Origin of the sequence: Aquimixticola soesokkakensis (assembly GCF_900172375.1) — a bacterium.
Lineage (GTDB): Bacteria > Pseudomonadota > Alphaproteobacteria > Rhodobacterales > Rhodobacteraceae > Aquimixticola > Aquimixticola soesokkakensis.
Genome location: NZ_FWFS01000006.1, coordinates 72327 through 85519, shown reverse-complemented (window position 1 = coordinate 85519; position 13193 = coordinate 72327). Strand labels below are relative to the sequence as shown.

General features: G+C 62.6%; 10 protein-coding genes. 2 read left to right on the top strand and 8 right to left on the bottom strand.

The genetic code is table 11. The features are described 5' to 3' along the window. Positions 1-19 precede the first annotated feature (19 nt). Both prfB and AQS8620_RS08850 read right to left on the bottom strand, forming a co-directional pair. Positions 20-1144: a peptide chain release factor 2 gene (gene prfB / locus AQS8620_RS08855; protein WP_085836504.1), complete on the bottom strand. Its 1125-nt coding sequence runs from the start codon at positions 1142-1144 to the stop codon at positions 20-22. 117 nt (positions 1145-1261) lie between these two features. After that, positions 1262-3796 (bottom strand): penicillin-binding protein 1A, encoded by a 2535-nt coding sequence (locus tag AQS8620_RS08850; protein WP_085836503.1) that lies wholly within the window; start codon positions 3794-3796, stop codon positions 1262-1264. A 188-nt stretch (positions 3797-3984) separates the two neighbouring features. Between AQS8620_RS08850 and AQS8620_RS08845 the strand changes: the two genes are divergently transcribed. Continuing rightward, positions 3985-4581 (top strand): class I SAM-dependent DNA methyltransferase, encoded by a 597-nt coding sequence (locus AQS8620_RS08845; protein WP_085836633.1) that lies wholly within the window; start codon positions 3985-3987, stop codon positions 4579-4581. Positions 4582-4591: 10 nt separating this feature from the next. Here AQS8620_RS08845 and AQS8620_RS08840 read toward each other — a convergent pair whose 3' ends face one another. Both AQS8620_RS08840 and AQS8620_RS08835 read right to left on the bottom strand, forming a co-directional pair. Further along, positions 4592-5833, bottom strand: a complete 1242-nt coding sequence (locus tag AQS8620_RS08840; RefSeq protein ID WP_085836502.1) for an N-acetylmuramoyl-L-alanine amidase — start codon at positions 5831-5833, stop codon at positions 4592-4594. Between the two features lie 82 nt (positions 5834-5915). Next, positions 5916-7073 carry a pyridoxal phosphate-dependent aminotransferase gene (locus AQS8620_RS08835; RefSeq protein ID WP_085836501.1) on the bottom strand — a complete coding sequence of 386 codons (1158 nt, stop codon included), beginning with the start codon at positions 7071-7073 and terminating at the stop codon, positions 5916-5918. 229 nt (positions 7074-7302) lie between these two features. On the opposite strand from AQS8620_RS08835, the gene AQS8620_RS08830 reads away from it, so the two are divergent. After that, on the top strand, positions 7303-8091 hold the full coding sequence (locus AQS8620_RS08830) for a DsbA family protein (RefSeq protein ID WP_085836500.1): 789 nt from the start codon (positions 7303-7305) through the stop codon (positions 8089-8091). An 80-nt stretch (positions 8092-8171) separates the two neighbouring features. On the opposite strand, the gene AQS8620_RS08825 is transcribed toward AQS8620_RS08830, so the two are convergent. The 4 genes from AQS8620_RS08825 to hemA all read right to left on the bottom strand — a co-directional run bounded on the left by AQS8620_RS08825 (position 8172) and on the right by hemA (position 13046). Further along, entirely contained in the window at positions 8172-8834 is a 663-nt protein-coding gene (locus tag AQS8620_RS08825; protein WP_085836499.1) for a DUF1236 domain-containing protein, read from the bottom strand. A gap of 161 nt (positions 8835-8995) precedes the next feature. Then, on the bottom strand, positions 8996-10141 hold the full coding sequence (gene ispG / locus AQS8620_RS08820) for a flavodoxin-dependent (E)-4-hydroxy-3-methylbut-2-enyl-diphosphate synthase (protein WP_085836498.1): 1146 nt from the start codon (positions 10139-10141) through the stop codon (positions 8996-8998). 275 nt (positions 10142-10416) lie between these two features. After that, positions 10417-11700 carry a helix-turn-helix domain-containing protein gene (locus AQS8620_RS08815; protein WP_085836497.1) on the bottom strand — a complete coding sequence of 428 codons (1284 nt, stop codon included), beginning with the start codon at positions 11698-11700 and terminating at the stop codon, positions 10417-10419. Positions 11701-11822: 122 nt separating this feature from the next. Then, the gene (gene hemA, locus AQS8620_RS08810; RefSeq protein ID WP_085836496.1) at positions 11823-13046 is read right to left on the bottom strand and encodes a 5-aminolevulinate synthase; all 1224 of its coding nucleotides are present in this window, start codon (positions 13044-13046) and stop codon (positions 11823-11825) included. Positions 13047-13193 lie beyond the last annotated feature (147 nt).

The following is a 13193-nucleotide window of genomic DNA, read 5'->3' as shown; positions in this document are numbered from 1 at the left end:
TGCACAAGGACCGGCCCGCCTAGTCGGCGTTGGCATCCGCGCGCGATTTTCCCGACACTTGCAAGGCCAGAGTTGCGGCCATGAATTTGTCGAGATCGCCGTCCAGCACGCCCTGGCTGTCGGAGGTTTCGACATTGGTGCGCAGGTCTTTGACCATCTGGTAGGGCTGCAAGACATAGGAGCGGATCTGGTTGCCCCAGCCCGCGTCGCCCTTGGCGTCATGGGCGGCGTTGATCGCCTCGTTGCGCTTGTCGAGTTCCATCTGGTAGAGGCGCGATTTCAGCGCTTTCATGGCGATGTCGCGGTTCTGGTGCTGGGATTTTTCCGAGCTGGTGACCACGATGCCCGTGGGGTGGTGGGTGATCCGCACAGCGGAGTCAGTGGTGTTGACGTGCTGCCCCCCTGCCCCGGAGGAGCGGTAGGTATCGACGCGGATGTCGGCGGGGTTTACCTCGATTTCGATATTGTCATCGACCACCGGATAGACCCAGACCGAACAGAACGACGTGTGACGCCGCGCCGCGGAATCATAGGGCGAAATACGCACGAGGCGGTGCACGCCGCTTTCCGATTTCAGCCAGCCATAGGCATTGGGGCCGGAAATCTTGTAGGCTGCGGATTTGATGCCCGCCTCTTCGCCCGCACTTTCCGATTGCAATTCAACGGTGTAGCCCTTTTTCTCCGCCCAGCGGACATACATGCGCGCCAGCATCGACGCCCAGTCGCACGACTCCGTGCCCCCCGCGCCGGAGTTGATTTCAAGGAAGGTGTCGTTGCCGTCGGCTTCCCCGTCGAGCAGCGCCTCGAGTTCTTTCTTGGCCGCAAGCTCGGCAAGAGATTTGAGCGCGGCTTCGGCCTCGCCCACCACTTCCTCGTCCTCTTCCATTTCACCCAGTTCGATCAACTCGATATTGTCGGTCAGATCCTGATCAATGGTTTTCACCGTCTCGTAGGAATCGATCAACTGCTGACGCTCGCGCATCAACTTTTGCGCGCGCGCGGGGTCGTCCCACAGGGTCGGATCCTCGATCATCGCATTGGCTTCCTCGATGCGATAGGGCGCGGTTTCCCAGCCCAGCCGCTGGCGCAGCAATTCGACGGATTTGCGGATTTTGGCAACGGTGTTCTGGGTATCGGCGCGCATGGGTCTCAACCCCTTTCAACTGGTCGTAAAAGAGGCGCGGTGCCCCTTGTTTGGAACGGTGTTTAAGCCGACACAGAGGCGCATGCAAGGGAGCGCGCGGCCCCCTGCACAGCCCCGTCAGTACAGCCCGCCCGAACTGAGCGAGTTGAAGTCGGCCTTTTTGGGCACGGAAATCGTCTCCCCCGAACGGGTGCGCACCTCGGTCTGGCCGCTGTCGGTGCCGCCTTCGGTGTAGAGCGGCAGGTTCGAGCCCATCGCAAAGCCACCGTCAAAGGCGACGCCGAACACGGGTTCCTCGCCATCGCGGAAATATTCCGCCACCACATTCTCGCCCGAGGCATCGTCCGAGAGGCGCGCACCGGTGAAACGGTCGATCTTGATGAAATGCCCGCCCGGCGGCACGCGGAATTTGCCGCCGCCGTATTTCGCCGTTGCCTGCTGCATGAAGGTGTTGAACACCGGGCCGCAAAAGCCGCCCCCCGATGCGCCGGGCATGGCGCGCGGCGTGTCGTAGCCGATGTAGCACCCGGCCACGATGTTCGAGGTGAAACCGACAAACCACGCGTCTTTGCCATCGTTGGTGGTGCCGGTTTTGCCCGCGACCGGCACGTTCAAATTCACCCGACCGGCGGCCGTGCCGCGCGAGACCACGCCCTGCATCATCGACGTCAACTGATAGGCGGTGATCGCATCCATCACCCGTTCGCGGTTGGACACGATGCGCGGAGCCACCCCATCCGCGAGGGTTTCGGTGCCGCAGTCCAGACAGTCGCGGTCATCATGGCGATACACGGTATTGCCGTTGAAATCCTGCACACGGTCCACCAGCGTCGGCTCGACCCGCTCGCCGCCATTGGCAAACATTGCATAGGCCGACACCATCTTGAACAGGGTGGTTTCTTCCGACCCCAAGGCATTGGCCAGAAACCGCCCCATGCTGTCATAAACGCCAAAGCGTTCGGCATAGCGCGCGACCGTATCCATGCCGACCTCTTGGGCCAGACGAATGGTCATCAGGTTGCGCGACTGCTCGATGCCGGTGCGCAAAGGTGTGGGACCATAAAAGCGGTTGGACGCGTTTTGCGGACGCCACACGCCCTGGGGGGTGTTGATTTCAATCGGGGCGTCGACCACGATCGTTGCAGGGGTAAAGCCGCTGTCCAGCGCCGCGGCATAGACAAAGGGTTTGAACGACGAGCCGGGCTGGCGCGTGGCCTGCGTGGTGCGGTTGAACACCGAATGCTGGTAGGAAAACCCGCCCTGCATCGCCAGAACACGGCCCGTGTCCACATCCATCGCCATAAAGCCACCTTCGACTTCGGGCACCTGGCGCAGGGTCCAGCGGATAAAGGCGCCCGCGCCGTTGTTGCCCTCGGTCATGCGGCGCAGCAGCACCACATCGCCGACCTCGAAATTATCGGTAAGCGAGCCGGAGAACCAGCTGGTGTCCGAGCGCGGCACCACCCACGGCTCGTTTGCGTCCTCCTCAAGCCCCTCGATCAGCACCGACAGCTGGCTCTCGCCCACGGCGCGCACCACGGCCGGGTGCCAGATACCGTCCAGCGTGATATCGCGCGCCACCTGAACAGCGGCCAGCGCCTCTTTCCACGCGCCGTCCTGCCATGCGTCGCCGCTGACCAAAGCCGCATCGATGGTCTTGCCCGTGCCCCGCCAGCGGCCCCAGCCGCGATCCAGATCCTCCAGACGGCCCTGGAATGCATGGGCGGCCGCCACCTGCATTTCGGGATCAATCGTGGCGCGGATCGACAGGCCGCCGTTGAAAAACTCGTCCTCGCCGAATTCGACCGATAGCTGGCGGCGGATTTCATCGGTGAAGTAGTCGCGCTCGGGCATGTCCTCGCGGTAGGACGGATAGTCGCCGCCCTGCACCGTGCGCAGCGGCGTCAGGCGCGCGGTTTCATATTCTGCCTGTGTGAGATAGCCGTTTTCATACATCAGGCGCAGCACCACATTGCGCCGCGTCAGCGCCTCGTCGTGGTTTTTCACCGGATGGTAGCTGTAGGGTGCTTTGGGATGGATCGCCAGAAACGCCGCCTCTTCGGGGGCCAGTTCGCTGAGCGGCTTGTTGAAATAGGTCTGCGCCGCAGCCGTCACCCCGAACGAACGCGCCCCAAGATCGATTTCGTTGAGGTAAAGACCCAGAATCTGGTCCTTGGTCAGCGTGTGCTCGAGCCGCGCGGCCAGCAGCACTTCCTTGATCTTGCGCTCGGCAGAGCGGTCCGACGACAGCAGGAAGTTTTTCATCACCTGCTGGGTGATGGTGGAGGCCCCGCGCAGGCGCGCGCCATTGGCATAGTCCACGGCAGCGGCCATCATGCCGCGAATGTCATAGCCCTTGTGGACGTAGAAGTTCTTGTCCTCGATGGAAATAAACGCCTGTTTGACCAGATCGGGAATTTCCTCGGGCGGGGTATAGAGGCGGCGCTCGCGGGCGAATTCGTCGATGATGCGCCCCTCGCCGGAATAGATGCGGCTGATCGTGGGCGGCTGGTATTGCGCCAGTGTTTCGTAATTCGGCAGGTCGCGCGAATAGATGTAGAACACCGCGCCGATGCACAGCGCCCCCATGATCGCGGCCGTGGTAATCCAGCTAAAGATGGTCCCGAAGAACGACAGAATGAATCGGATCAAGCGCTTGCCCCTGACTGTGCCGTGAAATGGCCGTTGCGCGCGCGGGCGCGCAGATTTGCCTCTCTTTATACATTCCCCCGCACAGGGTCAAAACGTACCGGCCCTGCTTAAGCGATTTTGCGCGTGCGCGCCCCTCACTTATGCGTGGCCCCTTGCGAAACGGCCCGGCCAGCTTTACCTGCAAGCCCATGACACCCGACCAGATCCTTGCCACATACGACCGCGCCGCCGACGCCTTTGACAAAGGGCGTTCCAAATCCCTGTTCGAGCGGCCCTGGCTTGACCGGATGCTCGCCCATGCGCCGGGCAAGCGCCTGCTCGATCTGGGCTGTGGCACGGGCAAACCGATTGCCACCTATTTGCGCGACCGGCGTGTGGCGCTGACAGGCATCGACGGGGCCAAGGCGATGGTGGAAAAATACGCCGCCAATGTCGCGGGCGCTCGGGTGTTTCACGCCGATATGCGCGGCCTCGACATGGGCGAGACCTTTGACGCCGTTCTGGCATGGGACAGTTTTTTCCACCTCTCGATGGCGGATCAGCGCGACATGTTCGCGGTCTTTGCGCGGCATCTGGAGGCGGGGGGCGTGTTGATGTTCACCTCGGGCCCCGAAGCGGGCGAAGCCATCGGCGAAGTGGGCGGCGAAAGCCTTTATCACGCCTCGCTCTCGCCCAAGGAATACACGCGCCTCTTGCAGATGAACGGCTTTGAGGTGCTCGGCTTTACGCCCGAAGACCCCGCCTGCGACTATCATTCGGTCTGGCTGGCGCGCAAAAAAGCCTAAACTTTCAAAGCTATTGGCGCAAAAGCCGCGCCTCGGCCGCGTCTTCGGCCGTCCAGTCGATCAGCGCGTCGCGGATGGCCCCCGCGGCCGTGGACCGCCAGGCGGGATCTTGCAGGCGCGCAAGGTCCTTGGCGGAGGACAAAAACCCGACCTCCAGCAGCACCGAAGGAATGTCGGGGGCTTTGAGCACCGAAAATCCGGCCTCGAGGCGCGGGCGTTTGTGCATGCCGACTGTGCTGGTCAGATGCGTGACCAACAGCCCCGCCAAACGGTCCGAGCGCGGAGCGGTTTCAACCCGCGCCATGCCCATCAGAACGCCCGCAACCACATCGTCCTGCTCGCTCAGATCGATCCCCGCCAGCAAATCGGCGCGGTCGTGGCGTTCGGCCAGCTTTTGGGAGGCCGCATCGGAGGCCCGATCGGACAGGGTGTAGACCGTGGCCCCCTCGGCGCGCCCCTCGGCGATCGCGTCGGCATGCAGCGACAAGAACACATCCGCCCCCGACTCGCGCGCGATGGTGACGCGGGTTTCCAGCGGCACAAAAACGTCCTCCTCGCGGGTCATCACCACCCGAAACTGCCCCGAACGCAGCAGCACTTCTTTCAATTCGCGCGCGAAGGTCAGGATGACATCGGCCTCGGTGACCGCGCCATTTTCCGCCCCCGGATCAATGCCGCCATGTCCGGGATCAAGGACAACGGTAATCGGCCCGTTGCCCGTCTGGCGCAGCTTTGGCGTGTTGCGCGCGGTGGTGCGCGTCCCGAAAGTGGCCGCTTTGGGCGCCCCCGCCTGAGCGGCAAAGGCTTCGGGCGTTGTGGTGGCAAGCGTCACCGTCATTCGCGCCGGACCGCCATCGGGGTCGGTTTGCAGGCTTGCGACCTCCACCGCCAGCGGGCGCGCAAGATCGAGCACCATGCGCGACCACCCCGGCCTGAACTGCCCCGTGCGCAAGGAGGGTACCGAGGTCGAGCGGTTGAAAAGCGCGGCCTCGGGCATGGCCTGCCAGTCCACTTCGGAAAAGTCGATCACAAGGCGGCGCGGCGCGTCCAGCGTGAACAGGCGAAACGGCACAGGCTGCGACAGCCCCAGCGCCAGCGTCACCCGCCCGCGCGCGCTGTCCTCAAGTGACACCATCGCCGGTTCGATCCGCGCAAGCCCCGACAGGTCCTGCGCGGGGGCCTCGGGGGCGGTCAGGGCAAGGATCAGGCCAAAGCCAAGCGCGGCAAGGCCCGCGCGCCACAGGTGTTTCATCGGATGTCCGCTCGAATTGGGGGTCCCGTAGCGCGGGATCTTTGCGCAAGGATAGCGCGCGCGGCGTGATTTGGGAACCCGTTCAGCCGCCCGACCTGCGGGCGCGCGCCGCCATAAAGTCGCGAAGCCGCGCAAGGCCCTCGCGGATGTCATCGGTGCTGCGGGCATAGGAAAACCGCAAGGTATTGGCGCCGCGTGCAGGGTCGAAATCCAGCCCCGGCGTTACCGCCACCCCCGCCCCGTCAAGGATCTCGCGCGCAAAGCCGAGGCTGTCGTCGGTCAGCTCCGACACATCGGCGTAGATGTAAAACGCCCCGTCCGGCGGCGCGATCTGTGTGAACCCCGCGCGCGGCAGCCCTTCCAGCATCAGCGCACGGTTGCGGGCGTAGGTCTCGACCAGCGCGGCGCAATCGTCCTGGGCCGTGAGCGCACCAAGGGCGGCAATCTGGCTTGCGTGGGGCGGGCAAATGAAAAAATTCTGCGCCAGCCGCTCGATTGTGCGCACATGATCGGGCGGCACCACCATCCAGCCCACGCGCCAGCCCGTCATCGAAAAGAATTTCGAAAAGGAGTTGATGACATAAACATCGTCGCTGATTTCCAGCGCCGAGACCGCCCGCGCGCCGTAATGGATACCGTGATAGATTTCATCGGAAATAAAGGCGATGTCATGGGCCGCGCAGTGATCCACCAGCGCCTTGAGCGCCGCATGCCCCAGCATCGTGCCCGAGGGGTTCCCCGGCGAGGCAACGATCAGCCCGTCCAGATCGCATGGCACATCCGCAGGCACCGGTTGCAAACGGTTTTCCAGCGCGCAGGGAATCCCGACAGGCGCGCAAGACAGCCCCTTCAGGATCTGGCGATAGCTCGGATAGCCCGGTTCCCCCAGACCCACCGTTGCGCCCGCTTCAAACAGCGCCGTGAAGGCCAGCAAGAACGCTGACGACGAGCCGGTCGTGACCACAACCCGCGCCGGATCCAGCGCAACGCCGTACCAGTCGCGGTACAAACCGGCGATGGCCTGACGCAGTTCGGGCAGGCCCAACGCCACCGTATATCCCAGCGCGCCTGCGTCCATTGCCTGCCTGAGCGCCGCGCGTGCCGCCTTGGGGGCGGGGCTTGCGGGCTGGCCGACTTCCATATGGATGATCGAGCGACCGGCGGCCTCGGCTGCGCGCGCGGCCTCCATGACATCCATCACGATAAAGGGATCGACCTGCGAGCGGGTTGAGATTTTCATCACTCTCTCCTTTACTGGATGCAATCAGGTGTTGATCCCACCCTTGGCGGCAAACTGCAATGGGATCGCCTGTCTGCGCGGTAAGGCTTGTCCCGAAAATCACACCCCGAGCCGGCGCGGAATGCACACCAGCCAAATGCGCGGCTTTGAATGGCGCGCAGAAATGGCTATGGTAGGGAAACGCGAAAACGCCCGGATCGCAGGGCGCGCGCAATATTGAGGACAGAGCATGACCAAGAAATCCGCCTTCGCCGGCGCCGCCCTTGCCCTTGTGGCCTCCGCCTTTGGCTTCGGGGTCGCGACCCTGCCCGAAGAAGCCCAGGCCGAAGTCAGCCTGTCGGAGCTGTCCGACGAGGATCGCGCGCTCCTGCGTGACGAGATGCGCGCCTATCTTCTGGAAGAACCCGAAGTGATCATGGAAGCGGTCTCGATCCTGCAAAGCCGCGAGGAACAGGCGCAGGTTGGCAATGATGCCGCGCTGGTGCGCACCAATGCCGACGCGCTGTTCAACGATGGCTGGAGCCTTGAAAGCGGCAATCCGGACGGCGATGTCACGGTTGTTGAATTCATGGATTATCGCTGCGGCTATTGCCGCAAGGCCTTTCCCGAGGTCAAAGCCCTGCTGGAGCAGGACGGGAATGTGCGCCTGATCGTCAAGGAATTCCCCGTGCTCGGGGCCGAAAGCGTCTATGCGGCGCGCTTTGCGCTGGCACTGCAGGAAATCGCGGGCAATGGCCCCTATGAGGCGTTTCACGATGCGGTCATGGCCATGCGCGGCAATGTCACCCCCGCCAGTTTGAAGGCCATTGCCACCGATCTGGACCTCGATGTCGCCGCGATCGAGGCGGGGCTGGAAAGCGATCAGGTGAACCGCATCCTGAGCGAGAATGCCGCCCTCGCACAGCGCATGCAGATCAACGGCACGCCGGGCTTCATCATGGGCGAGCAAATCGTGCGCGGCTATGTGCCTCTTGACACGATGGCCGATATTGTCGCGCAGGAACGCGCCGAGGGCTGATCGCCCGCCCTGCCATCCCGCAAACCGTCACGTAAAAAGGGCCAGCAAAATGCTGGCCCTTTTCGTTTCAGTATCGCGCCTTACGAGGCGATGTAGACCACCGAACGGTCGGCCGTATTCACCAGCGTCGCTTCGCCGTTCACATAGACATAGGAATATTCCGTGTCGGGAACCGGCGTCAGGGTCACGGTTTCGGGCAGGGTCACCCCCGTCTCGAGCGAGCCGTACAGGTAAACGGGATCAAGCGGGTTTTCCTTGATGTAGGTGATGGTTTTCTCTTCGGGTTCAGCGACTTCACCGCCGATCACCGCCCCGAGAAATCCGCCGACGACACCGCCCACAGGACCACCCGCGACAACACCGGCGGTCGCACCGGCCGCGATGCCACCTGCCGCGGCCAGACCCTGCTCAAGGTCGGAGCCTTCGGTGTAGGTCAGGGTGTTGATGGTCACCGTCGAGGGCACAGCGGCCAGCGCATAGGCCTCATCTTCCACCATCACGTTCAAATCATCCGTCGGCATCCAGCCCACCGTGCCGTTTTGGGCCACGGTGCACCATGTTGCGTCCTCAAGGCAGCCCAAAAGCTCGACGTTGCTATCCGCTTGCACATCGGCGCGCACTTGAGCGTCCATCATGGGCGCGGCGTAGATATCGGTGCCTGCGGAGGTGGTGGCGGTCAGGGCCAAAGCGGGGCCTGCGACGAGAGCTGTACCAGCGGCGAGAAGAGCGATCTTGCGAAGCATATATCCATCCTGTCGGGGCAGTCTTGCCACCCCGTTATCTGTTTCAGTTGGATGGACAACCCGCGCGCACCGCGGATCGTTCCCAAACGGGCGATCACATAGTTTTTGGGTAACGCGTTGGAACAAAAGCTGTTATCGGCGCATCGGGTCGGCGCAGCGGCCTATTGCGCGGCGGTTTCGGCCTGCTCTGCCTCAAGCTGCGCTTGTGCCTCGATCTGGGCGGCTTTCTTTTCGACCTGCGCGACGATGTGATCCACCATCTGATCGTTGGAGAGCTTATGGCTTTGTTTACCGGCCAGATACACCATGCCCGAACCCGCGCCGCCGCCGGTAAAGCCGACATCTGTCATCAGGGCCTCTCCGGGGCCATTGACCACACAGCCGATGATCGAGAGGGACATCGGCGTTTTGATATGCTCGAGCCGCTGTTCCAGCGCTTCGACCGTTTTGATAACGTCAAACCCCTGACGCGCGCAGGAGGGGCAGGAAATGATATTCACGCCGCGATGGCGCAGGCCCAGCCCCTTGAGAATCTCGTAGCCGACCTTGACCTCTTCCACCGGATCGGCCGACAGGCTGACGCGGATGGTGTCGCCAATACCAAACCACAACAGCTGCCCCAAGCCGATCGCCGATTTGATCGTGCCGCTCATCAGCCCGCCCGCCTCGGTAATCCCGAGATGGATGGGCGCATCGGTGGCTTCGGCCAGCTGTTGATAGGCCGCAGAGGCCAAAAACACATCCGATGCTTTGACGGAAATCTTGAATTCGTGGAAATCGTTGTCTTGCAGGATTTTGATGTGATCCAGCCCGCTTTCCACCATCGCATCGGGGCAAGGTTCACCGTATTTTTCCAGCAGGTGGCGTTCCAGCGATCCGGCATTCACGCCGATGCGGATGGAACAGCCGTGATCCTTGGCCGCCCTGATCACCTCTTTGACGCGGGCCTCGTCCCCGATGTTGCCCGGATTGATCCGCAGACAGGCCGCGCCCGCTTCGGCTGCCTCGATGGCGCGTTTGTAGTGGAAATGGATGTCGGCCACGATGGGCACAGGGCTTTCGCGACAGATTTCCTTGAGGGCGGTGGTCGCCGCCACATCAGGGGCAGAGATGCGCACAATATCCGCCCCCGCCTCTGCGGCGCGGATCACCTGATCCAGCGTGGCCTTCACGTCGCCGCTGTCGGTGTTGGTCATCGTTTGCACGCTGATCGGCGCATCGCCGCCAACGGGGACATTGCCCACCATGATCTGGCGACTTTTACGACGGTCGATGTTGCGCCACGGGCGGATCGGGTTGTGCGACATGAATAAGTCCTCTCGGCCAGCCAAGATCAATCAGGGTTGGTGCAGTGATAGGCGAGCGCCCGCGCGGTTGCAATCGCGCCAGAGCGTTGCGCGGGGCGCATGAGCCAAAAGTGATCCGCCAAAGTGCAAAAAGGGCAGGAAACCCCCGCCCTTTTAATCATGCCCTTTTAATCATGCGCCCAGTCTTCCCGCCCAGTCGTCCCGCCCCTCTGTCGCCCTGCCCAGTCGTCACGCCCTTTGGCAAAGCGGCGCGGGTCGGGCTTGCGGGGCGCGCCCTACGGGGCAGTGTCGCCTTCGGGGATCGCTTGGGTGGCCATCGCGACCTGAAACATCTCCGACAACAACGCATCGCCGCTCATATCTGCGACCTGGTAGCTGTCGGACAGGTTGTCGACTGACAGCGCGATGTTTTTGACCACAGAGGGGCCTTCGCCCGCAGGGCCATAGGCGGCGCCGTTCAGGGCGAAATAAACCGAGCCCGCATTGCCCGAGCGCAGCACAGGCGGCTCCTCGGTGGCGGGCAGCACGTAGCGCTCGCCCGGTTCGAGGATCTTTTCAAACAGCACCGTCCCGGAGGCCGACTGCACGCGAATCCACGACGGGCGCACGGCAAAAATGGCCAGTTCCGGCACATCGCCCTGCGTCACTTGCACAGCATCGCCCCCCAAAGCCGCCATCGCCATCGACTGTCCCAGGGCATCAAGCGTTGCATCGCCCGTGCCGTTTGGCATCTTTGGACCGATCAAATCGGACAGGGCGGCGGTCGCCGTGAACGGATCGGCAAGCGCACCGTTGGTGGCGGGATCAAGTGCTGCAATCGGACCGTCGCGCGGCACCAGCACCGGCACATCGAGGGCCTGCGGGCGATAGAGGCGATCAAAGGCTTCGGCGGAGGGCGCCGTCATGCTGGGGGCTTCGCCCAAGGCGGCCACAACCGTTTCATCCGTCGCCAGATCATCGACCGCAGAGGCCACACCGGGGGCCTGATCAACAGGGGCGAATTTCACCCGCTGGATCTCTTGCAAAACGGACCAGCCGCCGTAGCCGATGGCGCACACCAAAGCGAGCAGCACCGCCGTCGAGCCAAGGGCACCGGGGCCGACCCGCGAAAAGGCACTTTGGCCACGGGGCACGAAAATAGCATTGGGATCGGCAAAAGGATCGGCGCGACCGGTGCCACTGCCAAGCCCGCTGCCTTGCACGGATTTGTTGCGCGTTGCCGAAGACACCCCGACCGGAGTCAGACCGCTTTGCACCGAGAAACCGGATTCTGCGCAGAACCGCGCATAGGCCCAATCGGGATCCAGATTAAGGTAGCGCGCATAGGAGCGCACATAGCCGGCAATGAAGCCTTTGGTTTCAAAAACCGACGGGTCTGCGTTTTCAATCGCGGCAATATAGGTTGCTTTGATTTTCAACTCGCGCTGGATGTCGAGCAAGGATTTGCCCAGCGTCGCGCGTTCCCCGCGCATCGCATCGCCCAGCCGCATTTCGAATGCGTCGAAACCGCGTGCTTCTTCTTGCTCCACGGGAGCCTGTTTTGACCACCGTTTGATCATGCGTACCGCCCCATCTGTGACTATCCCTAAGTCGCAGGCCACCAAAAACCGCGGCGATTCGTGCGCGCCGCGTTAAAAACTAATTACCACGCAGGCGTTTTCGCTGCATCCCCAGAAAGTGATCAGCCCGCCAATTCGGCGCGATTCAGCGCACAATGGGACCAGAGCGCGTCGAGAGCGGCAATCAACCCGTCCATTTCTTTGGCACCATGCACCGGAGATGGCGTAAAGCGCAGGCGCTCTGTGCCGCGCGGAACGGTGGGGAAATTGATCGGCTGCACGTAGATGCCATAGGCTTCGAGCAGCATGTCGGACATCATTTTGGTGTGTTTGGGGTCGCCCACGATCAACGGCACGATATGGCTGCCGTGGTCGATGATCGGCAGGCCCATGCCTTTCAGGCGCGTCTTGAGGATTTTTGCCTGCGTCTGATGCGCCTCGCGCAGCGCGGTGTCGGTTTTCAGATGGGCAATGGAGGCCGCCGCCCCTGCCGCCACCGCCGGCGGGATCGAGGTGGTAAAAATGAACCCCGGCGCATAGGAGCGCACCGCGTCACACATTTTCACGCTGGCCGCGATATAGCCGCCAAAGACGCCAAAGGCCTTGCCCAGCGTCCCGTTGATGATGTCGATACGGTGCATCAACCCGTCGCGTTCGGCGACACCGCCACCGCGCGGGCCATACATGCCCACGGCGTGAACTTCGTCCAGATAGGTCAGCGCATTGAATTCATCGGCCAGATCGCAGATTTCCTTGATCGGGCCAAAGTCGCCATCCATCGAATAGACCGATTCAAAGGCGATCAATTTGGGCGCGGCAGGATCATCCGCCGCCAGAAGCTCGCGCAGATGCGCCAGATCGTTGTGGCGGAAAATACGTTTGGCCCCGCCGTTGCGGCGAATCCCTTCGATCATCGAGGCATGATTGAGCGCGTCGGAATAGATGATCAGCCCCGGAAACAGCTGCGGCAGCGTCGAAAGCGTCGCGTCATTGGCGATATAGGCCGAGGAAAACACCAATGCGCCCTCCTTGCCGTGCAGATCGGCAATCTCCGCTTCGAGGCGCTTGTGATACACGGTGGTGCCGGAAATGTTGCGCGTCCCGCCCGAGCCTGCGCCCGTCGCGTCCACCGCCTCATGCATGGCGCCAAGCACCTTGGGGTGCTGTCCCATGCCAAGATAATCATTTCCACACCAAACAGTTACGGGCGTTTTCTCGCCGTCGGGACGCGTCCAGACCGCATGGGGAAAATTGCCGCGTTCGCGTTCGATGTCGATGAATGTCCGGTAGCGGTCTTCGTCGTGAAGCCGCTGCAATGCTGCGTCAAGCTTTGCCGTATAATCCACCAATTCGTCCTTTCGCGCGTGTCGTGGGCCTTATCTAGCGCCGAGTGTGCGCAATTGCGACCCTTTTGAGCCGGTTGCAACGTTTCGTCACACCCAGAGCACGCCGCCTCTGTGGCGAATGGCCCTTTGTCTGCACAATGTATCTCG